The sequence below is a fragment of the Micromonospora radicis genome (assembly GCF_003583405.1).
GTDB lineage: Bacteria > Actinomycetota > Actinomycetes > Mycobacteriales > Micromonosporaceae > Micromonospora > Micromonospora radicis.
In genome coordinates this window covers 1-24,770 of record NZ_QXEC01000024.1, presented here as the reverse complement: position 1 = coordinate 24,770, position 24,770 = coordinate 1, and the positions used below count along the sequence as shown (strand labels likewise).

The following is a 24,770-nucleotide window of genomic DNA, read 5'->3' as shown; positions in this document are numbered from 1 at the left end:
GTGCCACCCGCGCGGACGGTGGCCGCGACGCTGCCGGTCGGCTCGACTGCGGGTGTTCCGCGCGCCGTCACACCGTCACCAGGTCTTTGAGCTGTTCGTACCGCGCGTCACCGATGCCGGTGACCTGGCGCAGGTCGCCTACGGTCCGGAACCCACCGTGCTGATCGCGGTGCTCGATGATGCGCCGGGCGAGCACCGGCCCGACGCCGGGCAGCGTCTCGAGCTGGGCCGACGTCGCGGTGTTCAGGTTGACCCGGCTCCCGCTGGCGGGATCGGCGCCCACCACCGGTCCACCGGCCTGTGGCACTCCCGGCGGTGGGGTGGGTGCCGGTACCCCGACCAGGATGAGTTCACCGTCGGTGACCTTCCGGGCCGGGTTGAGCAGGGCCACGTCCCCCCCGGTCAGGGCGCCGCCGGCCGCCTCGATCGCGTCGGCGACCCGCGCGCCGGCCGGGACGCGTACCAGGCCGGGTCGGCGCACCTTGCCGGCCACCGCGACGACCAGATCCCCGGCGGGGGTGGCGGTCGGCTCGGCATCGGCCGGAGCCGCCGGGTCGGTGGCCGTGGCGCCGCCGGTCACGGTGACCACCGGCTCCACCTGGGGGCGGGACCGCCAGGCCCAGACGGCACCGGCGAGCACCACCAGGGCGGCCACGGCGGCGAGCGCCCGGACGCCCCGCCGGCCCGGGTCGAAGGCGCCCGGCCCCGGCAGCCGCGAAGCCGGTGCCGCCTCGGCCGCCGGTTCCTCCGGGGCCACGTCGGGTCCGGCGGCGCGACCCCACCCGGCGGGGTGCTCCGGATCGGCGACGGGTTCCGGACCGGCCGTCGACCACGGGGGCCGCCGGGGTGTGGGTGAGGTCGAGGCCGGTGCCGCCTCCGGCATCAGCCGCCGGGGTGTGGGTGGGGTCGAGGCCGGTGCCGCCTCCGGCATCAGCCGCCGGGGTGTGGGTGGGGTCGAGGCCGGTGCCGCCTCCGGCATCAGCCGCCACAGTCGCTGCCGGGCCGCCGTCTCCTCGTCGTTGGACACGGCGCGAGGCTAGGCCGCACCGGCCGGGCCGCGCCGACTCCGCGGCCCTCCCCTGTGGATGGCGCGTGGACTGTGGACAACGCCCTGATCATGCCGGAATCTGCTACCGGTGTACGCCCGCGCGGGTCCTGGGCAGTTCCGTCGGCCGACGGATCAGCGAGCTTCCGGGTCCAGACCGAGCGCGGCGCGGCCGCCGTCCACCGGCAGGGTGACGCCGTTGACGAAGCTCGCCGCCGGTGACAGCAGGTACGCCACCGCCTCGGCGATGTCCTGCGGCTGACCGATCCGGCCCACCGGATGCAGCCGGGCCAGGTCGGCCTCGACCTGCCGGGCGTGCGCCGACTCCTGGGCGGCGAGGAACGCCTCGTGCCGTTCGGTCGCCACCGAGCCGAGCGCGACCGCGTTGGCCCGGATGCCGTGCTGGCCGTACTCCACCGCCAGGGCGCGGGTCAGCCCCTCGATGGCCGCCTTCGCCGTGGCGTACGGCAGGCACCCCGGCACCGGGCGGCTCGCCTGGTGGAGGAGATGTTCACGATGGCGCCCGCGGTTCCGGCGGCGAGGAAACGGCGTACGGCGGTGGCGGCCCCGACCACGGCGGGACGCAGGTTACGGGTGATCAGGTCGACCACCTCACCGACCGGAGCCTCGTGCACGGAGGCGTCCCGGAACACGGCGGCGTTGTTCACCCAGCCGCTCATCGGCTGGACCCGCTCCGCCAGATCGGCAGCACGGTCGGCGACGCCCTCGTCAGCAGCGTCACCGATCACCGTGACCAGCCGATCCCGGTACGGATGCCGCTGGACCCAGGACACCGCGTCCGCGTCACGTTCGATCACCACGACGACCGTTCCGCCGCCGACCAACCGTTCGACGATCCCTCGCCCGACGCCGCGCCCGCCTCCGGTCACCACACAGGACACCGCACGCCCCCTTTCTCCCGTCCCATCCTCCCGCGCCCGCTCCACCCGCCGACCGCACCCGCCTGGTCGCCCTTCGCCCGGCAGTTGTCGAAACCCGGGTGGCAGCGGCGGGCCGCGGGTCAGGCCGGGTGGCGGTGGGTGACGATGCAGGCGAGGCCGGGCCCGGCGTGGGCGGCGACGGCAGCGCCGGCCTCGGAGACGTACGCGTCGTGCAGGCGGTCGCCGAGCCGGGCGGTCAGCGCCCCGAGCAGGTCTTCGGCGCGTCGCGGTGCGGCGAGATGGTGTACGGCGACGTCGACCTGCGCGTCGCCGGCCGCCTCCACGGCCAGGTCGACCAGTCGTGCCACACCCCGGCTGGCGGTGCGCACCTTGTCCCGCAGCACGATGCCGCCGTCGGGCATGTACAGGATCGGCTTGACCGACAATGCCGTACCGAGCAGCGCCTCGGCGGCGTTGATCCGGCCACCCCGGCGCAGGAACTCCAGCGTGTCCACGTAGAAGAAGATGGTCGTGCGACCGACGGCGGCTACAGCGGCGTCCCGTACCCCGGCCAGGTCGGCGCCGTGCGCGGCGGCCCGGGCGGCGGCGATCGCCGGGAAGCCCAGGCCCATGCCGCAGGAGCGGCTGTCGACCACGCTCACCCGGCCGTCGAACCGCGCGGCGGCCAGTTGCGCGGCTTCGACGGTGCCGGAGAGCCCGGCCGACAGGTGCACCGACACGACCCCCTCCGCGCCGGCCGCCAGCAGATCCCGGTAGGTACGGGCGAACTGTTCGGGTGCGGGGCGGGAGGTACTCACCGACACCCGCCGGGCGGTCAACGCTTGGGTGGCGTCCGCCGGGGAGGTGTCCACCCCCTCCAGCCCTTCGACACCGTTGAGCACGACGGTCAGCGGTACCACGGTGAGCCGGTACGCCGGCAGCAGCTCAGCGGGAAGGTAGGCGGTGGAGTCGGTCACGACCGCGACGGGCATGCCCGGCACGGTAGCTGATCGCTGGTCAGACCGGCTCGGCGGAGACCGGTGCGGCCGGTACGGCCGGCGCCACGGGCGTGACCGGCGCGCTGATCGGGCCGACGTTGTGCGCACGCAGGTGCCAGCCGCGGTCGAGGTCGTGGCGCAGTTCGGTCCAGTGGCAGTTGCGCAGCGAGCCGATGGTGCGCAGCACGTCGTGTTCCCAACCGAGCAGGTGACCGCAGCCCTGCCGGGCCGCGCCGCCGTGGGTGGCGATCACGATCGTGCCCCCGGCGGCCTCGTCGGCGGCCTCCTGCAACGCGGTGCCGACCCGCTTGCCCAGCTCACCGAGGGGCTCGATGTCCGCGCCCGGGTCCGGGTCACCGGCCCGCCAGCGGGCGAACTCAGCGGGGAAACGCTCGGCGGCCTCGGTGAGCAGGAGCCCCTGCCAGCGACCGAAGTGGCGTTCCCGCAGCCGGGCGTCGGAGCGCACCGGCAGGCCGGTGAGGGCGGCCAGCGCGGCGGCGGTGTCGGCCGCGCGGCTCAGGTCGCTGGCGACGACGGCATCCGGACGCAGCGCGGCGAGCAGCGGCGCGGCGGTCCGCGCCTGCTCCCGACCAAGGTCGTTGAGCGCCACGTCGGTCTGTCCCTGCACCCTGCTGGCGGCGTTCCAGTCGGTGTTGCCGTGCCGCCAGATGACCAGCCGGGTCACTCGCCCGATCCGGCACCGGCCTCGGCGGAGGCCAGGTCGCGGTCGACGAACGGGATGGTCGGGCAGTCCTTCCAGAGCCGGTCGAGGGCGTAGAACTCGCGCTCCTCGGTGTGCTGGACGTGCACCACGATGTCGACGTAGTCGAGCAGCACCCAGCGGCCACCGCGCTCGCCCTCGCGCCGGATCGGCTTGGCCTTCTCCGGCAGTTCGAGCAGCGCCTCTTCGACGGCGTCGACGATGGCCAGCACCTGGCGCTCGTTCGGCGCCGCGGCGAGCAGGAACGCGTCGGTGATGGCGAGTTGGTCACCCACGTCGATGATGACGATGTCCTGAGCCTTCTTGTCGGCCGCGGCCTGGGCCGCGGCGATCGCCAGCTCGTGGGCGCGTTCGGAAACTGTCACCGTTCTCCTTCGATCAACCGTGCGATACGTCAAGCCTCTCACACGGCCCGGAATCTCGACCCGCCAGTTTCAGCCCGAGACCGGCACGACCCACCCGATAAGCACCCAGATCACACCTGGTAGAGGCGCCGTTTCGCGATGTACTGCACCACACCGTCCGGCACCAGGTACCAGATCGGCTCGCCCCGGATCACCCGCGCGCGACAGTCGGTGGACGAGATCGCCATCGCCGGCACCTGCACCAGGCTGACCGTGTCGGCGGGCAGGTGGGCGTCGGTCAGCTCGAACCCCGGCCGGGTCACCCCGATGAAGTGGGCAAGCTCGAAGATCTCGTCCAGGTCCTTCCAGCTGAGGATCCGGGCCAGGGCGTCCGCGCCGGTGATGAAGAACAGCTGGGCCTTCGGGCCGTACACGGCATGCAGGTCGCGCAGGGTGTCGACGGTGTACGTGGGGCCGCCACGGTCGATGTCCACCCGGCTGACCTGGAACCGGGGGTTCGACGCGGTGGCGATCACCGTCATCAGGTAACGGTCCTCGGCGGAGCTGACCGGAAGATCCTCTTTCTGCCACGGCTGACCGGTCGGCACGAAGATCACTTCGTCGAGCCCGAACCGGTCCGCGACCTCGCTCGCCGCCACGAGGTGCCCGTGATGGATCGGGTCGAACGTCCCGCCCATGATCCCGACCCGCCGGATGTCGTCCGTCACCCCATGATCGTAGTCCGAGCGAGCCTCACCTCGGGCCGGACAGTGACCGGCAGCACCCGTCCGGCCACCACGGGTCAGCCACTCACCGCGGCCACCGCAGTCCGTGCCACCAGCGCCCGGCGCAGGTCGTCGTCGGCGTCGGTGACCACCCGGCGCAGGCCCTGCGTGAGGTCGTCGCGGGCCAGCAACGCCGCGGCCTCGTCCCGGGTCGCCCGGGTAACGGCGTAACGGGGGAAGGCCAGCTTCGCGACCTCCTCGGCCACCCAGGGGGTACGCAGCCGAGCAGCGGCCGGCTGGTCGGTGAAGTAGCGTGCCACGTAGTCCACGGTCAGCTCCGCCTGCTCGGGCTGCCAGAAACCCGCCGCGGTCGCCTCGACCAGCCGGTTGGACAGCTCCGTGCTCGCCACGATGATCTCCCAGGCGGCCTGCTTGGCCGCGGGGTCGGGCAACGCCGCCCGCCACCGGGCCGCGCGCTCCGCGCCGGTGGCGCTCGGATCGGCGGCGGCCTCCGCCGCGATCTCGGGCTCCCCGGCCGCGCCCAGCACCACCAGCCGACCGAGGACCGACCAGCGCAACTCGGTGTCCACGGCCAGTCCGTCCGGTACACCCCGACCGGCGAGCCAACCGGCGAGCAGCTCGACATCGATGGTCGCACCGATCAGGCCACGCGCCGCGGCCAACTGCAACGAGCCCCCCGGCGCAGCGCCGTCGAGCAGCCGTCGGCAGGCTTCGGCGATCACGGCCAGCGATGCCTGCCGCGCCGACGGGTCGAGGTAGCGGTCGACCAGCGACCGGCTCAGCGCCAACACGTCCTCCGCGATGATCACCTCGGTCTCGGCGGGCAGCGCCGCCCCGATCAGGTCGACCAGAGCGGTCACCGGCCGCTCGCCGTCGGTCGCCGCGTCCAGCGCCTCGCCCCACAGCAACGCCCGGGGCAACGGGTCGGCCAGCCGGGGCAGCAGCAGCCGCACGGCGTCGGCCGAGGCGGAGTCGAGCCGGATCTTGGCGAAGGTGAGGTCACCGTCGTTGGGTAGCAGGACGGCGGCGGCCGGCGCACCGACGAACTCGGCAAGGACGGTACGACCACCGTCGTGCTTCGGATCCAGGTCGACCTCGACCCGGTCGGCGGTGCCGTCGACGGAGTACCGGCCGACCCCGATGCGGTGCGGACGCAGCACCGGATGGGTCGCCGGTGCGCTCTGCCCGATGGCCACCTCGGTATAGCGCCCGTCGGCGTCGACCGCCACCTCGGCCCGCAGGGTGTTGACCTGAGCGGCGCGCAGCCAGCTCTGCGCCCAGTCGCCCAGATCCCGGCCGCTGGCCTCGGAGAGGCTGGTCAGCAGGTCCGCCAGGGTGGCGTTGCCGAACCGGTGCCGGGAGAAGTGGTCGTTCAGCCCGGCCAGGAACGGCTCGTCGCCCAGCCACGCCACCAGCTGCCGCAGCACGCTGGCGCCCTTGGCGTACGAGATGCCGTCGAAGTTCAGCAACGCCTCGGCGGCGTCGGTGACCTGTTCCGGCGCCACCGGATGAGTGGAGGGGCGCTGGTCGGCGGCGTACCCCCACGCCTTGCGCCGCAGGGCGAAGGTCGTCCACGCCTGGTCGAACCGGGTCGCCTCGGCGGTGACCCGGGTGCCCAGGTACTCCGCGAACGACTCGTTCAACCACAGGTCGTCCCACCAGCGCATGGTGACCAGGTCACCGAACCACATGTGCGCCATCTCGTGGGCGATGGTGGTGGCCCGCAACTCACGCTCGGTGTCGGTGACCGCCGAACGGAAGACATAGTCGTCCCGGAAGGTGACCAGGCCGGGATTCTCCATCGCACCGGCGTTGAACTCCGGCACGAACGCCTGGTCGTACTTGCCGAACGGGTAGCGCTCGGCGAACAGTTCGTGGAACCGGTCCAGGCACTGCTTCGTGACCGTGAAGATCTCCTCCGCGTCGGCGTCAAGGTGCTCGGCCAGGGACCGTCGGCAGTAGACCCCGAGCGGAATGCCGTCGTGGCTGTCCCGGCGTACGTGCCAGGGGCCGGCGACCAGCGTGAACAGGTACGTCGAGATGGGCAGGGTGGGTGCGAACTCCCAGCGCCCCGGGATCGGGTTGGCCGCCACCTCGGCGTTGGCCGCGACCGTCCAGTCCGCCGGGGCGGTGACCGTGAGGGTGACCGGCGCCTTCAGGTCGGGCTGGTCGAAGGCGGCGAAGATGCGCTGCACGTCGTCCAGGAAGGACATCGCGTACAGGTAGGTCGCGCCGTCGGCGGGGTCGACGAACCGGTGCATCCCCTCGCCGGTGTTGGTGTACGCCATCTCCGCGTCCACGGTCAGGGTGTTCTCCTCGACCAGCCCGGTCAGCGCCAGCCGGTTGTCGTCCAGCCCGGCCGGGTCGAGGTCGGCGCCGTTGAGGCGTACCGCCAGCAGTCTCGCGGGCTTGACCTCGACGAAGCTCGCGCCGCCGGTGGCCCGGAACCGGATCGTGACGTGCGAGCGGAACCGCTCACCGCCGCCGGTGAGGTCGAGGTCCACGTGATAGGACACGACGGCGATCGACGCGCCACGCGCGGTCGACTCTGCACGGGTCAGGCTCGGCATCCGCTTATCCTGCCGGATGGGGCGGCCACCGGGCCTCCCCATTTCCCCTGACGCTGGAGGACTGGACCCATGACAACGCACCCCAAGGGCGACTTCGACCTCTCCCGCGCGGTCTGGCAGCGGGCCGAAGGCGACACCTCCGAGGCCGCGGTGGAGGTCGCCTTCGTCGACGACCTGATCGGCATGCGCAACTCCGCCGAACCGGACGGCCCGGTGCTGGTCTTCACCCAGGCCGAGTGGGACGCCTTCGTCGCGGGCGCCCAGGACGGTGAGTTCGACCTGGACTGACCCGGTCGCCGCGACGCCCCGGTCGGTGGGTCCGCCCGCCGTGCCGGACCGGGGCGGGCCACTAGACCTGGTCACCGTCGCCCCAACCCAGTCCGCCTGGACCGGGCGCGTGGTGGAACCCGGGATGACCGGCGACGTCGACGCACCGCTCGGCGTCGGGACCGACCGCGCCACAGAACAGCCGCTCGGCCCGCTGCCAACCGTCGGCCGGGGACAGCGCGCAGCCGCCGAGCACCAACTCGGGACGCAACAGGCTCAGCGCCTCCGCGTACCCCACCGCGGTCTCCCGGGCGGCGGCCAGGTCGGGCGCGACGAAGCCCAGGTGCGCGGTGTAGCGGCGATCGGGGCGCGTCGCCCGCCGGGGCGCCGCGACCAGCGGCGGATCCCCGCCGGGCAGTGCGCCGAGCATCCGCCGCCAGTACGTCGACCTGTTGTCCCGCATCCGTCCTCCCCGTGGCCACCCCGACCCGGCTGCCCGCCGCCGGCGCGCCGGCCGCCCCGAGCCGGGCGAACTGCCACGGACGGATGGCCGACGTGGTGCCGCCACCGCGTTGGGCAGTGGCGCCACGAGACCAGGAAACCAGGTTCGTCGGCCCCGGGGAGGGGCCAGCCGGGCCACCGGTGGTCAGGCCGGATGCAGGACCGTACGCAGACACCCGTCCTGCTTCCGCTCGAAGATCTGGTAGCCGCGCGCCCACGCCTGATCGGCCGTTTCGCTGCGGGATCCGTCCGGCGGCCGACAGAATTGAGGATCAGCGGGTCAGCGAGCCCGCCAGTCACGGTTGCCGCACCTCGCCGCCCCGGCGGCCGCGGACGTGTCCGGGATCCACAGAGGTGACATCGATGGCGCATCAGTCAGGCCGCAGCCGGACCCGCCGCAGCCCGGTCCAACTCGCCGCCCTGGCGGTGGCGGTCCTCTTCCTGGTTCTCGGCGTGGCGGGTTTCGTCCCCGGCATCACCACCGGCTACGGCGAGATGACCTTCGCCGGGCACCACTCGGAGGCGAAGCTACTCGGCATCTTCCAGGTCTCGATCCTGCACAACCTGCTGCACCTCGGCTTCGGCCTGGCCGGTCTGGTGCTGGCCCGCCGGGTGGCCGGCGCCCGGCTCTTCCTGGCCGGCGGAGGCGCGGTATACCTCGCCCTGTGGCTGTACGGGTGGGCCACCGAGGACGAGAGCGCGGCCAACTTCATCCCGGTCAACGGCGCCGACGACTTCCTGCACCTGGGACTCGGCTTCGGCATGCTGGCCCTGGGCCTGCTGCTCTCCAACAACACCGGTACCGGTGGCCGGCTGGACACCCCGATCGACCGCCCCTGACAGCCCCGGCCGGGTGCCGGCGCGAAACCGCCCGTCGAGGGCAGCCTCGCACCGGCACCGGCGGAACTACTTCGCTACTCGGCGTCGACCTCGTCGGGCGTCGCCGCCTCGGCGTCGCTGCGTGTCGGGGCGATCTCGTCCGCGGGCCGCTGCCGGCGCGCCTTGCGGGCCGCCAGCCGCTCGGCCGCACTGGGCCGGGTGATCTGCTCCTCCAGCCGCACGTCCCGCCCCCGGGCCCCGGGTACGAACTCGACCCCGGCGAAGAGCGTCGGCTGCCAGTCGAACTCCCGCTCGCCGATGCGGACCAGGTCACCCGGCTGGGCACCGGCCTTGGCCAGTTGGTCCTCGACGCCGAGGCGAGCCAGCCGGTCGGCGAGATAGCCGATCGCCTCGTCGTTGTCGAAGTTCGTCTGGCGCACCCACCGCTCGGGGCGGACACCCCGCACCGTGTACGAGCCGTCCGGTTCCGCCTCGATGGTGAAGCCGGCGTCGTCGACCGCCTTGGGTCGAAGCACGACCCGGGTCGGCTCGGCGGGCGCCACGACCGAACGCGACTGCTCCACCAACTCCGCCATCGCGTAGACGAACTCCTTCAGCCCTTCGCGGGTGGCCGCCGACACCTCGAAGGCCCGCAGGCCGCGCGCCTCCAGGTCGGGCCGGACGATCTCGGCCAGATCCCGTCCATCGGGCACGTCGACCTTGTTCAGCGCGACCAACCGCGGCCGGTCCGCCAGACCGCCGTACGCGGCCAACTCCGCCTCGATGGTGTCGATGTCGGCCAGCGGGTCCCGACCCGGCTCCAGGGTGGCGGTGTCGATCACGTGCACCAGCACGGCGCAACGCTCGACGTGCCGCAGGAACTCCAGGCCCAGCCCCTTGCCGGTGGCCGCGCCGGGGATCAGACCGGGTACGTCGGCGACCGTGAAGGTGTGGTTGTCGACCCGCACCACGCCGAGGTTCGGCACCAGCGTGGTGAACGGGTAGTCGGCGATCTTCGGCTTGGCCGCGGAGATCACCGAGATCAGCGACGACTTGCCGGCCGACGGGAAACCCACCAGGCCGACGTCGGCGACGCTCTTGAGCTCCAGCACCACGTCGAGCTGTTCGCCCGGCTCGCCGAGTTCGGCGAAGCCGGGTGCCTTGCGGCGGGCGTTGGCCAGCGAGGCGTTGCCCCGGCCACCCCGGCCACCCCGGGCCACCTCGAAGGTGGTCCCGGCGCCCACCATGTCGGCCAGCACGGTGCCGTCCGGGGTCTGCACCACCGTACCGTCGGGCACCTTGAGGACCAGGTCCGCGCCGTTGGCGCCGTCCCGGTTGGAGCCGGCGCCACCCCGACCGTTGGCCGCCTTGACGTGCGGGCGGAAGTGGAAGTCGAGCAGCGTGTGCACCTGCGCGTCGACCACCAGCGAGACGCTGCCGCCGTGTCCGCCGTTGCCCCCGTCGGGGCCGCCGAACGGCTTGAACTTCTCCCGGTGGATCGAGACACAGCCGTGCCCGCCGTCGCCGGCCTGCAGGTGCAGGACGACCCGGTCAACGAACGTAGTCACGCCGCAATCCTTCCAGCGGGGCCACCCCCGCGCATGAAAAGGCGAAGCGGGCCGGGACATCAGGTCCACGGCCCGCTTACGCCGGAGAGCTACTGCTGCGGCACGATGCTGACGGTCTTGCGACCGCGCCGGGTGCCGAACTGGACCGCACCGGCGGCCAGCGCGAAGAGCGTGTCGTCGCCGCCGCGGCCGACCAGGTCACCGGGGTGGAACTTGGTGCCACGCTGCCGGACGATGATCTCGCCCGCGCTGACGACCTGACCACCGAAGCGCTTCACGCCGAGTCGCTGGGCCGCGGAGTCCCGGCCGTTACGCGAGCTGGACGCACCCTTTTTGTGAGCCATCTTGAGACGACCTACTTCCCGCTGGAGATGCCGGTCACCTTGACCTGGGTCAGCGGCTGGCGGTGACCCTGGCGCTTGTGGTAGCCGGTCTTGTTCTTGAACTTGTGGATCCGGATCTTCGGGCCCTTGGTGTGCGCGGCGATCTCGCCGGACACCTCGACCTGCGCGAGCTTCGCCGCGTCGGTCACCAGGTCGTCACCGTCGACGAGGAGCACCGCGGCGAGCTTCACCGCGTCGCCGGGAGCACCGACGAGCTTCTCGACCTCGATCACGTCGCCTTCGGCGACCTTGTACTGCTTGCCGCCGGTCTTGACGATCGCGTACATCGGAGGCGCACTCCCTGTCGTTGAGGCTGCTAGCGTCTTTTCCCACCGTTGCCGGTCGGTCGTCCCCACGGCGGCTCGCCGGGTAGCAGAGGCACGGCGGCGCGGGCACGCGGGAACTCGGCACACAAGGGTGCGCCGCAGGCAAGCGTACGCCATGGTCGTCCCCGACCCCAAACCGGCCCCCACGCGACGAGCCCGGCGGGCGAGCACCCCGCGCACACGACGCGGCCCCTCCCGGATGGCGTTCGCCGCCCGGGAGGGGCCGTCGATGCGTACGGCCGCTCAGGGCCGGGTACGGCGACGCGCGCCACCCCGGCGGGACCGACGGCGCCCGCCGCCGGCCTCGCCGCCGTCGTCCTCGTCGCCCTCGGCGAGCGCGTCGGGGTCGTCCGGCGCCGCCAACCGGGCCGACTCGCCCTGCTGGCTGTCGGCGATGTCCGGCGCCGACGGCGTCTCCGTCTCGTACCGCGACAGGTCGTAGCCCATGGTGTCGTGGTAGTCGGCGTCCGCGGCGCTCGTGTTGTCGACCTCGGCGACCTCCACCACGGTCCGCTCGGCCTGGGCACCCTTGCGCGCCCGACGGCGGGAGGATCCGCTCGGCTGCTCCACCGCCGGGACGCCGGCCGAGGCCACCGCCTTGACCTTGTCACCAGCAGCACCGGCGGCGCGCGGCTTCTCCGGCACCGGCTCGGTGTGGACGATCAGACCCCGGCCCTTGCAGCACTCGCAGGTCTCGCTGAACGCCTCCAACAGGCCGGCGCCGATCCGCTTACGGGTCATCTGCACCAGGCCCAGCGACGTGATCTCGGTGACCTGGTGCTTGGTACGGTCCCGGCCCAGGCACTCGGTCAGCCGGCGCAGCACCAGTTCCCGGTTCGACTCCAACACCATGTCGATAAAGTCGATCACCACGATGCCGCCGATGTCCCGCAGCCGCAGCTGGCGGACGATCTCCTCGGCCGCCTCCAGGTTGTTGCGGGTGACCGTCTCCTCCAGGTTGCCGCCGGCACCGGTGTACTTACCGGTGTTCACGTCGACCACGGTCATCGCCTCGGTCCGGTCGATCACCAGGTGACCGCCCGAGGGCAGGAAGACCTTGCGGTCCAGCCCCTTGAGGATCTGCTCGTCGATGCGGTACTCGGCGAAGACGTCCGTGGTGCCCACGTGCCGGCGCAGCCGGGCGACCAGGTCCGGCGAGACGTGCGACAGGTACGACTCGACCATGTCGTACGACTGGTCGCCCTCGATCACCAGATCGCGGAAGTCCTCGTTGAACAGGTCGCGGACCACGCGGATGACCAGGTCCGGCTCCTCGTAGAGCAGCACGGGCGCGCCACCCTCGGTGGCCTTGGCCTGGATGTCCTCCCACTGCGCCTGGAGCCGCTTCACGTCCCGGGCCAGTTCGTCCTCGCTGGCGCCCTCGGCCGCGGTCCGGACGATCACCCCGGCGCCGTCGGGCACCAGCTTCTTCAGCGCGTCCCGCAGCCGCTTGCGCTCGGTGTCCGGCAGCTTGCGGCTGATCCCCGAGGCGTTGCCGCCCGGCACGTAGACCAGGTGCCGGCCGGAGAGCGCGATATGGCTGGTCAGCCGGGCACCCTTGTGCCCGATCGGGTCCTTGGTGACCTGCACAAGCACCGAGTCGCCGGACTTGAGCGCCTGCTCGATCGAACGGGCCCGCCCCTCCAGACCGGTGGTGTCCCAGTTGACCTCGCCGGCGTACAGCACCGCGTTGCGGCCCCGGCCGATGTCGACGAACGCCGCCTCCATGCTGGGCAGCACGTTCTGCACCTTGCCGAGGTAGACGTTGCCGGCCATCGTGCCGGACGAGTTGCGGGTGACGTAGTGCTCGACCAGCACGCCGTCCTCGAGCACGGCGATCTGGGTACGGTCGCCCCGCTGGCGTACCGCCATCACCCGGTCGACCGCCTCCCGGCGGGCCAGGAACTCGGACTCACTGAGGATCGGCGGGCGGGTCCGACGCTGCTCACGACCGTCCCGGCGGCGTTGCCGCTTGGCCTCCAGCCGGGTCGAGCCGGAAACGCCCTGCACCTCGTCGACCGTCCGACGCGGCTCCCTGATCTTCACCACCGTCGGCACGCCGTCGTCGGCGCCGCCGTCGGTGTCCCCGGCGCCCCGCCGCCGACGCCGCCGACGGCGCCGGGTCAGCCCGTCGCCACCCTCGGCCTCGTCGCCGTCCTCGTCCGCCTCGGCCTCGTCGGCCTCCGCCTGGACGGCCTCTTCGGCTTCGTCGTCCTCAGCGTCCTCGCTGTCCTCGGCACCGCCCTTGCCCCGGCCCCGGCCCCGGCGGCCACGGCGGCGACGCCGCCGGCCGGAAGCGGTCTCGTCGTCCTCGTCCTCGTCCTCGACGGCCTCCTCGGCCGGCTCGGCGGGCTCCTCCTCGACCTCGACGGCCACCACGGGTTCGGCCTCCCGGCGGCCCCGACGGCGGCGACGGGTCGGTTCGGCCCGCTCCTCCTCGGCGGCCTCCTCCTCGACCGAGGCCGCGGCAGCCGCTGCTGCGGCGGCGGCGCGAGCGGTGATCTCCTCCGGCGCCATGAACAGCACGGCGGGCGGGGTGAGCGCGGCCCGGCGCCGGCGGGACCGGGGCTCGACGGCCGGCGCCTGCTCCTCGGCCGCGGCTCGCGGCGCCGGCTCGGCGGCGTCCTCGTCGCCCGGCAGCGGGGCAGCATTCCCGGCCGGCGCGACAGCGGCACCGAAAGCGGTACCGGCGGCCGGCGGCTCGGTCGCGGGGGGCTCGACGGCCGGCGGCTCGGCGTGTTCCTCGGCTGCCGGCTCGGCCTGGTCCTCGGCTGCCGGCTCGGCCACCGCGGGCGTCGCCTTCCTGCGCCGGGTCCGGGTCACCTTGACCGGCGGTACGACGTCACCGGCGGCGGCTTCGACCTCGGCCGCGGCCAACGGCTCCTCGGCGGCCTTCGCGGTGGTGGCCTTGCGCCGCCGACGGGTGGTCTTCGGCGCGGCGTCGAGGTCACCGGAGACCGGGGCGAACACCTCGGCCTGGGGGGCTTCGCCGCTGCCCACGGTCGGAGCGCTGGATGCCTCCACCGGCGCCTCGGTCTGCTCCGGCTGGCCGACCGGGGTGGCCCGGCGCCGGGTGGTCCGCCGCCGGGGTGGCGCCTCGGCGGCAGGCGTACCCAGGTCGGCGGCGCCGCTCACGGTGCCGCCCGCGTCCTGCGGCACGCCGGCCTCCGGCACGACGCCGGCCGCGTCCGGTGGCGCACCGGCTCCGGTCGCCTCACTCGCCGCGCTGGCGGTGCTGTTCTCGGCGGTCTCGGCGGCCGGGTTCAGGCCGGTCCGTTCGCCGCCCTCGGGCTCGTTCTCGAGCATGGACGTTCTCCAGTTCTGGCTTCCCCGGGCGCGGGTGAGCGCTGCCACGCAGGGTTGCCGCAAAGGTGTTTCCCCGGGCGCACGGCGTGCGCGACCGGCGAAGTCTGCCTGCTTGGGCGCCGACCGTCGGTCAGTGCCCGCCGATGGTTGCCCCGTCGCGGTCCGCGTCCAGCGGATCCACGATCGCACCCTGCGTGGTCAGCGTGCCCTGAGCCAGCCGGATCACCTTCGGGGCCACCGGCGGCTCCAGGCCGGCCACCACGCGGAGGCCGGAAAGGACGTCATCGGGTCGTACGGACGGGGTGACCTGCCGCACGACCAGTTCGAGTATCGCACACGGTACGGCCGACGCCCCGGAAGGCGTCACCGATGACGCGCTCACATCGATGGTGATGACCGCGCCGCGGGCGTCGAAGACCCGCCGCCCCTGCTTGGTCATCCGCTCGACCTGCACCTGCTCGGCGGCGCTGAAGGCAGCCACCGCCTTCGCCAACAACTCGGGCTCGACCTGCGGCAACTCGATGCGCCACCGGGACGCCTCGATCCGCTCGGCCAGCCCACCGCCGGTGGCCACCACGGCGTCTAGCACGTCGAGGCCGGGCGAGAGCGCCGCGTCCAACGCCGCGCGCAGGGCCGCCGGATCGACCGGCTCGCGCAGGCCGATCTCCAGGTACTCGGCCTCGCTCGCCACCCCGGTCGGCGCCGCACTGGCGTACGAGATCTTGGGGTGCGGGGTGAAGCCCTGCGAGAAGGCCACCGGCACGCCGGCACGGCGCAGTGCCCGCTCGAACGCCCGGGCGAAGTCCCGGTGGGAGGTGAACCGCAGCGGGCCACGCTTGGCGTACCGGATCCGGACGCGCTGGACGACCGGCGCCTGGCCGCCTTCGGGCTGTGGTCTCTTACTGATCTTCTTGCTCCTCGCTGGCAGACCCGATCAGGTCACTGCTGGGCGCCGGTGGGCAGCTTCAGGCCGTTGACCGGGGTCAACGGGAGCAGCTTCTGGCCGGTCGGGCCAATCTGGATCTCGGTGTCCATGGCCGGGCAGACGCCGCAGTCGAAGCAGGGCGTCCACCGGCAGTCGTCCTGCTCGTACTCGCTGAGCGCGTCCTGCCAGTCCTGCCAGAGCCAGTCCTTGTCCAGGCCCGAGTCCAGGTGGTCCCAGGGCAGGACCTCCAGCTCGTCGCGCTCCCGGGTGGTGTACCAGTCGAGGTCGACCCCGAAGCCGGGCAGCACCTCGGCGGCGGCCTGCACCCAGCGCTGGTACGAGAAGTGCTCGCTCCAGCCGTCGAACCGGCCGCCGTTCTCCCAGACCCGGCGGATCACCGCGCCGACCCGGCGGTCGCCCCGGGAGAGCAGGCCCTCGATCAACGACGGCTCGCCGTCGTGATAGCGGAAACCGATCGCCCGGCCCAGCGAGCGATCCGCGTTGATCGCCTGCTTGAGCAGTCGCAGCCGTCCGTCGATCACCTCCGGCCGCTCCATCGACGCCCACTGGAACGGCGTGTGCGGTTTGGGCACGAACCCGCCGATGGACACGGTGCAGCGGATGTCCTTGGAACCGGTGGCGGCACGGCCGGCCCGGATGACCTCGTGCGCCATGTCGGCGATCTCCAGGACGTCCTCGTCGGTCTCGGTGGGCAGCCCGCACATGAAGTAGAGCTTCACCTGCCGCCACCCGTTGGTGTACGCGGTGACCACCGTACGGATCAGGTCGTCCTTCGACACCATCTTGTTGATGACCTTGCGGATCCGCTCCGACCCGCCCTCCGGGGCAAAGGTCAGACCGGTCCGTCGGCCGTTACGGGACAGCTCCTGGGCCAGGTCGATGTTGAACGCGTCCACCCGGGTCGACGGCAGCGACAGCGACACGTTGGTGCCCTGGTACTGCTCGGCCAGACCGGAGCACATGTCACCGATCTCCGAGTGGTCCGCCGACGACAGCGACAGCAGGCCCACCTCGTGGAAGCCGGAGAACTCCAGCCCCTGCTGGACCATCTGCCCCACGGTGGTGATGGAGCGCTCGCGGACCGGCCGGGTGATCATGCCCGCCTGGCAGAACCGGCAACCCCGGGTGCAGCCCCGGAAGATCTCCACGGCGTACCGCTCGTGCACCGTCTCGGCCAGCGGCACGAGCGGCTTCTTCGGGTACGGCCAGGCGTCCAGGTCCATCGTCGTGCGCTTGTGCACCCGGAACGGCACGTCCGCCCGGTTCGGCACGACCCGCTGGATCCGGCCGTCGGGCAGGTAGTCCACGTCGTAGAAGCGCGGTACGTAGACACTCTCGGTGCGGGCCAGCCGCAACAGCAACTCGTCCCGGCCGCCCGGGCAGCCCTCGGCCTTCCACTGCCGGACGATCGAGGTGATCTCCAGGACCGCCTCCTCACCGTCGCCCAGCACGGCGGCGTCGACGAAGTCGGCGATCGGCTCCGGGTTGAACGCCGCGTGCCCACCGGCCACGATCACCGGGTCGGCGTCGGTACGGTCGGCCGCCAGCAGCGGAATCCCGGCCAGGTCGATCGCGGTGAGCAGGTTGGTGTAGCCCAACTCGGTGGCGAACGACACACCGAACAGGTCGAAGTCGCGCACCGGCCGATGGGCGTCGACGGTGAACTGCGGCACGCCGTGGGCGCGCATCAGCTTCTCCAGGTCCGGCCAGACCGCGTAGGTCCGCTCGGCGAGGGTGTCGGGCAGCTCGTTGAGCACCTCGTAGAGGATCTGCACGCCCTGGTTGGGCAGCCCGACCTCGTACGCGTCGGGATACATCAGCGCCCAGCGCACGGTCGCCGCGTCCCAGTCTTTGACCACCGCGCCCAGCTCACCACCGACGTACTGGATGGGCTTGGTCACCTGGGGCAGCAGCGGCTCCAGCCGGGGCCACACGGAGTTGGCCGCGACGGGACGCGGTGTGGTGGACGGGACGCTCATGATGCCCAAGGGTACGCGCCCGCCCACCGGGCCCGGCGCCACACCTGGCCCACCGGCCGGTCGCGGCCGGGCTGTTGCCCCGCCCGTTGGTACGGCGGGGGCGCCCCGGCTACCAGCGGGGCCGGAACAGACCCGCCGGGTCGTAGCGTCGCCAGGCTCGCAGCACCCGCTTGCCGGTCCGGCCGGGGTAGATCCGGTCGAACGCGGCCCGACCGGGGCGGCTCTCGAAGTTGACGTACGCCCCGTCGGTCCGTCCGGCGAGTGCCCGCCAGGCGGCGTCCAGCACCGCCGCGCCCTGCGGCGGGAACACCGAGGCCACCACCAGGGTGTCCTGGTGCCGGTGCGGGTACGCGGTCTGCTCGGGCGCGACGTCGTTGACCGCGCCGCCGACCGAGCGGAGCTGGATCACCGCCCGGCCGGCCGCCCGCATCACCGCCCGGGCCGGTCCGGCGTCCATGCCGGTGAGCAGGCCGTTGGTGGTCAGGCCCGGCTGTTGCCCCAGGTTTGCGTGCAGGTGCGCGGTGGGCACCAACGCCGGGTACGGCATCAGGTCGATCCGGTCGTCCAGCAGTTTGCCGATCTCCCGCAGCGGGGCGACCAGCGGCCGGACCCGGCGCAGGCTCTCGGCGGCCACCACCGCGGTGAGCGACATGACCGTGCCATGGCCGTACGGCGTCAGGGTCACCGCGGTCGACAGCTCACGGGGCGCCTGCCGCAGCACGTCGGCCCAGTGCCGCAGGGTGCTGCCGTCCGGCCGGGCCTGCACCGCGAGCTGCGCCACGCCGACCTGACGCAGCTCGGCCGCCTCGATCTCGAAGGCCACCACGATGCCGACCCCCGCACCGGCACCGCGGACCGCCCAGAACAACTCGGGTTCGGTGGTGGCGTCGGCCCGCACCACCCGACCGTCGGCCAGCACCACCTCCACGGCGCGGACATGGTCGATGGTCAGGCCGTACGAGCGCACCAGCCAGCCCACCCCGCCGCCGGTGGCCAGCCCGCCGACCCCCACGTTGCCGTGGTCGCCGGAGCTGATCGCCAGGCCGTGCGGGGCCAGCGACCGGGCCACCTCGGCCCACCGCGCGCCGGCCTGCACCCGGACCAGCCGGGTCGCGCGGTCCAGCACCTCGACCCGGTTCAGCCCGGACAGGTCGAGCACCACGCCGCCGTCGACCGAGGAGGTGCCGGCCAGGCCGTGCCCGCCGCTGCGGACAGCGATCGGCCGTCCCTGTTGGCGGGCGTACGCCAGGGCGGCCACCACCTCGGCGGTGCGTCGCGGCAGCAGTACCGCCGCCGGACTGGCCCGTCGGGTGTAGGTGGAGCGCAACTGGGCGTAGCGCCGGTCGCCGGAGGTCACCACCCGCCCGGCCAACTCCGCCGGGACCGGGCCCAACGCGGGGCCACGGGCGGGTCGCCCGGTCGGGGCCCGGCGGGCGGCGGACGGCGCGACGGTGGAGGTGACCGGATGTCCGTGGTCCTTCATGCGTCAACGATCGGCGATCACGGCCCACTGGCAAACAAGAGGTTGGTCACTGATCCAAGACACTGGAAGCCGACGGCCTGCTCGAACGCACGGTCCGACCGGACACCCCGGTGCGGATCGGGCACCCGCCCACCGGCGCGCTCGCCGACCGCCGGACCGGGCGCCCGGATTCGGCCGAAGTGGCACACCGGTACTAACCTCGGGTCGGCGCGAGAGGAGATTGCCGCGATGCCGGAGCCGCAGCCGGGCGCAGACCGGCCGGTCGACGGGAACCGCCCGGATTCACCCCGGGACGGTGAGCCGGCGGTCACCCAGGATCGGTTGTCCGCCCCCGCACCACCGCACGGCCCGGGCGACGCCCCGGCCGGTGATCAGCCGACCGTCCCGGCGTCCCAGGCCGACCCCACGCCGGCCGACGCGGCACCGGCCGACCTCGGCCCGCAGGGCACCCGGGTGCTGCCGGAGGCGACGGACGAACCACCCCGCTGGAGCGGGTCGGCGCCCGTACCGCCGGCCCCGCCGCGGCGACCGGCGTGGGGCGAGTCGGCCGAGCCGACCCCGCCGCCGCCCGCGCCGCGGCAGGAGCCCGAGCACCAGACCCCGGTGGACCCGTGGGCGGGCGTGGACACCAGCGGCTGGGATCTGCCGTCGACGGACTTCCCGGCGGTGCCACCGACGCTGTCCTACCCGACCCCGCCACCTACCCGCCCGTACTCCGGCCCGCCCGCACCGCCGGTCTCCCCGGCGCCGCCGGCCGCTCCGGCGTATCCCGCGGCACCGCCGTACCCCCCGGCGCCGCCCGGGTACCCGGCCCACCGGTCAGCACCGGCCCACCACGGCCACCCGGCCCCGCCCGGCCACTCGGTGCCGCCGTATCCGCCGGTACCGGCACGTCCGGCGGCGCATCCCGGCGCGCCGGGCCGACCGGCGACCGCTCCGCCGGCTCCGGCCGCACCACCGGCCCGCCGCCGGTGGGGGAAGAAGTCCGCGCCGCCCCCGCCATCGAACTGGCCGGCGCCGGGGCACCCACCGGTCGCCGCCCGCAGGCGGCGGCGCTGGCCCTGGGTGCTGTTGTTGACCATCGCCTGCTGCTGCGGCTGCCCGGCCTACTACGGCACGCCGATGTTCAGCCAGTACCCGTCGAACGCGGCACTGCCGGCACAGGTGGCGGACCTGCGGCTGCGGGAGGACCCGCGCAGCGCGCAGACCGCCCGGCAGTTGGAGACGCAGATGCGCCAGGCGCACCTGCTCGCCGAGGACACCTTCGCCGGCGTCTACACCACCAACGTCGGCAAACGGGTGACGGTCTTCGGCGGCACCGGCTTCCGGCTCACCCCGTCGTCCGACGCCGACGCCGAGATCGAACGGCTCACCGAGCAGTACTCCCTCGGCGACGCCGAGGTGGTGGAGAGCGGTGTCCGGGGTCGACACGAACGTTGTGCGGTGGGCCGCGCCGACGGTGTCGGGGTGGTCGTCTGCACCTCGGTCGACCACGGCAGCATCACCAGCGCGGTGTTCACCGGCCTGTCGATGGACGACAGCGCCCGGCTGCTCGGCACCCTGCGGGAACAGATCGTCTCCACCAAGGGCAGTTGAGCCACCGCTCCCCCCGCCCCCGGGACACCAGCCCCGAAGCGTACCGGCTCAGCCGGCGGCCGGCGGTTGGGCCCGGGGCGGCGCGTACCGGGGGATGTACTCCTGGCCGGTGAGCTTCTGGATCTCGCCCATCATCTCGTCGGTCAACCGACGCAGCGAGAGCCGGTCGTCCGGTTGGCCGGTGAAGTCCAACGGCTTGCCGAACCGTACGGTGATCTTCCCGGTGAAGGGTCGCGGCACCCGGGCGCCGATCGGCTGTACCTTCTCCGTACCGATCATGCCGACCGGGATGATCGGTACGCCCGCCGCGAGGGCGAGGCGGACCGCCCCGGTACGGCCCCGGTACAGCCGCCCGTCCGGCGAGCGGGTGCCCTCCGGGTAGACGACCACCAGGTCACCGCCCTTGAGCGCGGGGATGGCGGCGTCGAACGCGGACAGCGCCGCCCGGCCACCGGCCCGCTCCACCGGGATGGCGCCGAGACCGGTGAGCACGAACTTGGCGAACCGCCCCTTGACGCCGCCGCCCTTGAAGTACTCCGACTTCGCCCAGAAGGCCAGGTGCCGCGGGACGATCGTGCCGAGGAACAACTCGTCGGCCACCGACAGGTGGTTGCTGGCGAAGATCGCACCGCCGGTGGCGGGTACGTGCTCCAGCCCCTCCACGGTCGGCCGGAACGCCAGTCGCAGCGTGGGGGCCACGGTGAGCTTGCCGATGGTGTAGAGCAGCGGCACTGGTCCTCCGGCGATGGGTGATGTGCGCAGTGGGCGCTGACACCGTAGCGGACCGGCGCACGTCGACACGCGCGAGGTGGGGCGGGTCCGCTGGCTGGGTGCCGGGGGGCCCGGCGGTCGTCCGGGGGGCCCGGCGGTCGTCCGGGCCCCCCGGCGTTCACGTCACACCCGGCGTACGGCGACCGTCACCGGCTCGCCCTCACCGACCTCGCCGACGAACCCGTCGACCTCCTCGGCGAAGTCCACGTTGTCGGCCAGCACCTCCCGGGCCACGAAGTCGGCGTACGCCGAAACGGCGGCCCGCACCGGCGCGGAGGCGACGACGGTCGCCACGATCCGGTCGGAGACGTCCAGGCCGGCGTCGCGGCGCGCCTGCTGGACCACCCGCACCACGTCCCGGGCCAGCCCCTCGGCGGCCAACTCCGGGGTGACCGTGGTGTCCAGCACCACCACCCCCTCGCCGCCGGGCAGCGGCGCCGAGTGCTCGGCGTCGGCGGCGACCAGCCGCAGCTCGTACTCGCCCTCGGTGAGGCTGACCCCGGCGGCGACCGGGGCGCCGTCGACGAGTTCCCACTCCCCCGCCTTGACCGCCTTGATCACCTGCTGGACCTGCTTGCCGACCCGCGGCCCGAGCGCCCGGGGCACCACCGTCAACACCTGCTGGCAGTACGCCGACACCTCGTCGGTGAAGACGACCTGCTTCACGTTGACCTCGTCGGCGACCAGGTCGGCGAAGGGGCGCAGCCGGTCGGCGACCGGGCTGGCCACGGTCAGCGTCGCCAGCGGCAGCCGCACCCGCAGCCCCTTGGCCTTGCGCAGGGACAACGCCGCCGAGGCCACCGCCCGCACGTCGTCCATCGCCGCCACCAGCTCGTGGTCGGCCGGGAACTCGTCGGCGTCCGGCCAGTCGGTCAGGTGCACCGACCGCTCACCGGTCAGCCCGCGCCAGATCTCCTCCGCGGTCAGCGGCGCCAGCGGCGCCACCACCCGGCACAGCGTCTCCAGCACCGTGGCGAGGGTGTCGAACGCGTCGGCGTCACCGGCCCAGAAGCGGTCCCGGGACCGGCGCACGTACCAGTTGGTCAGCGCGTCCAGGTAGGACCGGACGGTGGCGCAGGCACCCGAGATGTCGTACGCGTCCATCTGCGCGCCGACCGTGGCGACCAGCTCGTTCGTCTTGGCCAGCAGGTACCGGTCGAGCAGGTGCATGCTGTCCACCCGGCGCCGGGCGGTGTACCCGTCGGCGTTGGCGTAGAGCGAGAAGAAGTACCAGACGTTCCACAGCGGCAGCAGCACCTGCCGGACGGCGTCCCGGATGCCCGGCTCGGTGACCGGCATGTCGCCGCCACGCAGCACCGGCGAGGACATCAGCATCCAGCGCATCGCGTCGGAGCCGTACGAGTCGAAGGCGTGGTAGACGTCCGGATAGTTCTTCAGGCTCTTGGACATCTTGCGCCCGTCGGAGCCGAGCAGGATGCCGTGGCTGAGGCAGTTGCGGAACGCCGGCCGGTCGAACAGCGCGGTGGCCAGCACGTGCATGGTGTAGAACCAGCCGCGGGTCTGCCCGATGTACTCGACGATGAAGTCACCCGGGTAGTGGTGCTCGAACCAGTCGGCGTTCTCGAACGGGTAGTGCACCTGGGCGAACGGCATCGAGCCGGACTCGAACCAGCAGTCCAGCACCTCCGGCACCCGACGCATCATCGCCCTGCCGGTCGGGTCGTCCGGGTTGGGCCGGACCAGCTCGTCCACCGCCGGCCGGTGCAGGTCGGTCAGGCGTACGCCGAAGTCCCGCTCGATCTCCGCCAGCGACCCGTACACGTCGATGCGGGGGTAGTTCGGGTCGTCCGAGCGCCACACCGGGATCGGCGAACCCCAGAACCGGTTCCGACTGATCGACCAGTCCCGGGCGTTGGCCAGCCACTTGCCGAACGAGCCGTCCTTGATGTGCCCCGGCGTCCAGTTGATCTGCTGGTTCAGCTCGACCATCCGGTCCTTGAACTTGGTCACCGCGACGAACCACGACGACACGGCCTTGTAGACCAGCGGGGTGTCACAACGCCAGCAGTGCGGGTACGAGTGGGTGTAGGTGTCCTGCCTGAGCACCACCCCCCGGTCCTTCAGCTCCCGGATCACCGGCTTGTTGACGTCGAAGACCTGCTCGCCCTCATACGGCGGGACCAGCGCGGTGAACCGGGTGTGGTCGTCCACCGTGACGATGGTCGGGATGCCGGCGGCGTTGCAGACGTTCTGGTCGTCCTCACCGAAGGCCGGGGCCAGGTGCACGATCCCGGTGCCGTCCTCGGTGGTCACGAACTCCGCGCCGAGCACCTGGTACGCGTTGGGTCCGGCCTGCTCGACCAGGAAGTCGAACAGTGGCCTGTACCGCCGCCCCACCAGGTCCACGCCGCGCACCGTGCCGACCTGTTCGTACCCCTCCAGCTCCTTGGCGTACGCGGCCAGCCGGGCCGCGCCGACGACGAACCGGGCGCCGTCGCGCTCCAGCACCGCGTACTCGATGTCCGGGCCGACGGCGAGTGCCAGGTTCGACGGCAGGGTCCACGGCGTGGTGGTCCAGACGCCCAGCTTGACCGGCCCGCGGACCAGTTCCGGTGCGGACTCGTCGGCCGTCAGCTCGAACCACACCGACAGCGTCGGGTCGTGCCGGTCCCGGTAGACGTCGTCCATCCGGGTCTCGGTGTTCGACAGCGGCGTCTCACACCGCCAGCAGTACGCGAGCACCCGGAAGCCCTCGTAGACCAGACCCTTGTCGTGCAGGGTCTTGAAGGCCCACATGACGCTTTCCATGTAGTCCAGGTCGAGGGTCTTGTAGTCGTTGGCGAAGTCGACCCAGCGGGCCTGCCGGGTGACGTACCGCTCCCAGTCCTGGGTGAACTCCAGCACCGAGGTACGACACGCCTCGTTGAACCGGGCCACCCCCAGGTCGAGGATCTCCGCCTTGCTGGTGATGCCGAGCTGCTTCTCCGCCACCACCTCGGCGGGCAGGCCGTGGCAGTCCCAGCCGAAACGCCGCTCCACCCGCCGACCGCGCATGGTCTGGTAACGCGGCACCACGTCCTTGACGTACCCGGTGAACAGGTGCCCGTAGTGCGGCAGGCCGTTGGCGAACGGCGGGCCGTCGTAGAAGACGTACTCGTTGTCGGCGGCTCCGCCGCCGGCGGCGGAACCGGCCGCCGTGTCCGATTGCCGGCCCGAGGCCGGCCGCTGCTCGATGCTGGCCTCGAAGGTCTTGTCGGCCGTCCAGTGCTCCAGCACCCGGCGCTCGACCGCGGGCAGGTCCGGGCTCGCCGGGACACCGGCGGCGGTCGGGTCGTGCAACGGATAGGCCATCGCCTGTCGCTCTCCTCGCTGACACTCACTGTGGTGTGGGTCTGCGAGGACGAGCCGTCACCGGTACGCCGTCACCGACGCCCCGGGCCGGGCCCGCGGTACCACCCCGCTTGACGGTCAGGATCGACCGCCCGCTCGTTAGGCCGGCTGTAACGGGCCGAACCCGTCCGGTTCTACTGAGCCGGTCACCCGGCCGTTCTTCCGGAAC

19 protein-coding genes and 1 pseudogene are annotated in these 24,770 nt (G+C 72.9%); 3 read left to right on the top strand and 17 right to left on the bottom strand.

Annotated elements, in window-relative coordinates; translation table 11 throughout:
• Positions 1–67: 67 nt before the first annotated feature.
• The 7 genes and pseudogenes from D2L64_RS21280 to pepN form a co-directional block, all read right to left on the bottom strand.
• Entirely contained in the window at positions 68–1,027 is a 960-nt protein-coding gene (locus tag D2L64_RS21280) for a ComEA family DNA-binding protein (protein WP_199714693.1), read from the bottom strand.
• Positions 1,028–1,180: 153 nt separating this feature from the next.
• Positions 1,181–1,947 (bottom strand): annotated as a pseudogene (locus D2L64_RS21275) (SDR family NAD(P)-dependent oxidoreductase).
• Positions 1,948–2,066: 119 nt separating this feature from the next.
• Positions 2,067–2,918, bottom strand: a complete 852-nt coding sequence (locus D2L64_RS21270) for a DegV family protein (RefSeq protein WP_119578979.1) — start codon at positions 2,916–2,918, stop codon at positions 2,067–2,069.
• Positions 2,919–2,943: 25 nt separating this feature from the next.
• Positions 2,944–3,609: a histidine phosphatase family protein gene (locus tag D2L64_RS21265; RefSeq protein ID WP_119578978.1), complete on the bottom strand. Its 666-nt coding sequence runs from the start codon at positions 3,607–3,609 to the stop codon at positions 2,944–2,946.
• Positions 3,606–4,010 (bottom strand): ribosome silencing factor, encoded by a 405-nt coding sequence (gene rsfS / locus D2L64_RS21260; protein ID WP_119578977.1) that lies wholly within the window; start codon positions 4,008–4,010, stop codon positions 3,606–3,608. Before rsfS ends, D2L64_RS21265 begins: the two co-directional genes overlap by 4 nt.
• A gap of 110 nt (positions 4,011–4,120) precedes the next feature.
• The gene (gene nadD, locus D2L64_RS21255; RefSeq protein WP_119578976.1) at positions 4,121–4,717 is read right to left on the bottom strand and encodes a nicotinate-nucleotide adenylyltransferase; all 597 of its coding nucleotides are present in this window, start codon (positions 4,715–4,717) and stop codon (positions 4,121–4,123) included.
• 74 nt (positions 4,718–4,791) lie between these two features.
• On the bottom strand, positions 4,792–7,305 hold the full coding sequence (gene pepN / locus D2L64_RS21250) for an aminopeptidase N (protein ID WP_119578975.1): 2,514 nt from the start codon (positions 7,303–7,305) through the stop codon (positions 4,792–4,794).
• A gap of 69 nt (positions 7,306–7,374) precedes the next feature.
• On the opposite strand from pepN, the gene D2L64_RS21245 reads away from it, so the two are divergent.
• Positions 7,375–7,593 carry a DUF397 domain-containing protein gene (locus D2L64_RS21245; RefSeq protein ID WP_012014682.1) on the top strand — a complete coding sequence of 73 codons (219 nt, stop codon included), beginning with the start codon at positions 7,375–7,377 and terminating at the stop codon, positions 7,591–7,593.
• A gap of 61 nt (positions 7,594–7,654) precedes the next feature.
• Here the strand turns inward: D2L64_RS21245 and D2L64_RS21240 are convergent, their stop codons facing one another.
• Positions 7,655–8,035 carry a hypothetical protein gene (locus tag D2L64_RS21240; protein WP_119578974.1) on the bottom strand — a complete coding sequence of 127 codons (381 nt, stop codon included), beginning with the start codon at positions 8,033–8,035 and terminating at the stop codon, positions 7,655–7,657.
• Between the two features lie 401 nt (positions 8,036–8,436).
• On the opposite strand from D2L64_RS21240, the gene D2L64_RS21235 reads away from it, so the two are divergent.
• Positions 8,437–8,913, top strand: a complete 477-nt coding sequence (locus tag D2L64_RS21235; protein ID WP_119578973.1) for a DUF4383 domain-containing protein — start codon at positions 8,437–8,439, stop codon at positions 8,911–8,913.
• A 74-nt stretch (positions 8,914–8,987) separates the two neighbouring features.
• Here D2L64_RS21235 and obgE read toward each other — a convergent pair whose 3' ends face one another.
• The 7 genes from obgE to D2L64_RS21200 form a co-directional block, all read right to left on the bottom strand.
• A complete protein-coding gene (gene obgE / locus D2L64_RS21230; protein ID WP_119578972.1) occupies positions 8,988–10,460 on the bottom strand; it encodes a GTPase ObgE in 1,473 nt (490 codons plus the stop codon).
• Between the two features lie 89 nt (positions 10,461–10,549).
• Positions 10,550–10,804, bottom strand: coding sequence for a 50S ribosomal protein L27 (rpmA, locus tag D2L64_RS21225; RefSeq protein WP_119578971.1), 255 nt, complete (start codon positions 10,802–10,804; stop codon positions 10,550–10,552).
• 11 nt (positions 10,805–10,815) lie between these two features.
• Positions 10,816–11,130: a 50S ribosomal protein L21 gene (gene rplU / locus D2L64_RS21220; protein ID WP_013735422.1), complete on the bottom strand. Its 315-nt coding sequence runs from the start codon at positions 11,128–11,130 to the stop codon at positions 10,816–10,818.
• Positions 11,131–11,412: 282 nt separating this feature from the next.
• Complete coding sequence (locus tag D2L64_RS21215) at positions 11,413–14,475, bottom strand: Rne/Rng family ribonuclease (RefSeq protein ID WP_119578970.1); 3,063 nt, start codon at positions 14,473–14,475, stop codon at positions 11,413–11,415.
• A 130-nt stretch (positions 14,476–14,605) separates the two neighbouring features.
• Complete coding sequence (locus D2L64_RS21210) at positions 14,606–15,325, bottom strand: TIGR03936 family radical SAM-associated protein (RefSeq protein ID WP_119578969.1); 720 nt, start codon at positions 15,323–15,325, stop codon at positions 14,606–14,608.
• An 89-nt stretch (positions 15,326–15,414) separates the two neighbouring features.
• Positions 15,415–17,400, bottom strand: coding sequence for a TIGR03960 family B12-binding radical SAM protein (locus D2L64_RS21205; protein WP_119579026.1), 1,986 nt, complete (start codon positions 17,398–17,400; stop codon positions 15,415–15,417).
• A 109-nt stretch (positions 17,401–17,509) separates the two neighbouring features.
• On the bottom strand, positions 17,510–18,883 hold the full coding sequence (locus D2L64_RS21200) for an FAD-binding oxidoreductase (RefSeq protein ID WP_119578968.1): 1,374 nt from the start codon (positions 18,881–18,883) through the stop codon (positions 17,510–17,512).
• A 228-nt stretch (positions 18,884–19,111) separates the two neighbouring features.
• On the opposite strand from D2L64_RS21200, the gene D2L64_RS28005 reads away from it, so the two are divergent.
• Complete coding sequence (locus tag D2L64_RS28005; protein WP_233559074.1) at positions 19,112–20,479, top strand: hypothetical protein; 1,368 nt, start codon at positions 19,112–19,114, stop codon at positions 20,477–20,479.
• Positions 20,480–20,527: 48 nt separating this feature from the next.
• Here the strand turns inward: D2L64_RS28005 and D2L64_RS21190 are convergent, their stop codons facing one another.
• Positions 20,528–21,211 (bottom strand): lysophospholipid acyltransferase family protein, encoded by a 684-nt coding sequence (locus tag D2L64_RS21190; RefSeq protein ID WP_119578967.1) that lies wholly within the window; start codon positions 21,209–21,211, stop codon positions 20,528–20,530.
• 162 nt (positions 21,212–21,373) lie between these two features.
• On the bottom strand, positions 21,374–24,562 hold the full coding sequence (gene ileS, locus D2L64_RS21185; protein WP_119578966.1) for an isoleucine--tRNA ligase: 3,189 nt from the start codon (positions 24,560–24,562) through the stop codon (positions 21,374–21,376).
• Between the last annotated feature and the right edge of the window lie 208 nt (positions 24,563–24,770).

Coding starts and splice junctions, on each gene's coding strand:
- D2L64_RS21270 (WP_119578979.1), bottom strand. CDS start 2,918: ATGCCCGTCGCGGTCGTGACCGACTCCACCGCCTACCTTCCCGCTGAG.
- pepN (WP_119578975.1), bottom strand. CDS start 7,305: ATGCCGAGCCTGACCCGTGCAGAGTCGACCGCGCGTGGCGCGTCGATC.
- D2L64_RS21245 (WP_012014682.1), top strand. CDS start 7,375: ATGACAACGCACCCCAAGGGCGACTTCGACCTCTCCCGCGCGGTCTGG.
- D2L64_RS21240 (WP_119578974.1), bottom strand. CDS start 8,035: ATGCGGGACAACAGGTCGACGTACTGGCGGCGGATGCTCGGCGCACTG.
- D2L64_RS21235 (WP_119578973.1), top strand. CDS start 8,437: ATGGCGCATCAGTCAGGCCGCAGCCGGACCCGCCGCAGCCCGGTCCAA.
- rpmA (WP_119578971.1), bottom strand. CDS start 10,804: ATGGCTCACAAAAAGGGTGCGTCCAGCTCGCGTAACGGCCGGGACTCC.
- rplU (WP_013735422.1), bottom strand. CDS start 11,130: ATGTACGCGATCGTCAAGACCGGCGGCAAGCAGTACAAGGTCGCCGAA.
- D2L64_RS21215 (WP_119578970.1), bottom strand. CDS start 14,475: ATGCTCGAGAACGAGCCCGAGGGCGGCGAACGGACCGGCCTGAACCCG.
- D2L64_RS21205 (WP_119579026.1), bottom strand. CDS start 17,400: ATGAGCGTCCCGTCCACCACACCGCGTCCCGTCGCGGCCAACTCCGTG.
- D2L64_RS21200 (WP_119578968.1), bottom strand. CDS start 18,883: ATGAAGGACCACGGACATCCGGTCACCTCCACCGTCGCGCCGTCCGCC.
- D2L64_RS28005 (WP_233559074.1), top strand. CDS start 19,112: ATGCCGGAGCCGCAGCCGGGCGCAGACCGGCCGGTCGACGGGAACCGC.
- ileS (WP_119578966.1), bottom strand. CDS start 24,562: ATGGCCTATCCGTTGCACGACCCGACCGCCGCCGGTGTCCCGGCGAGC.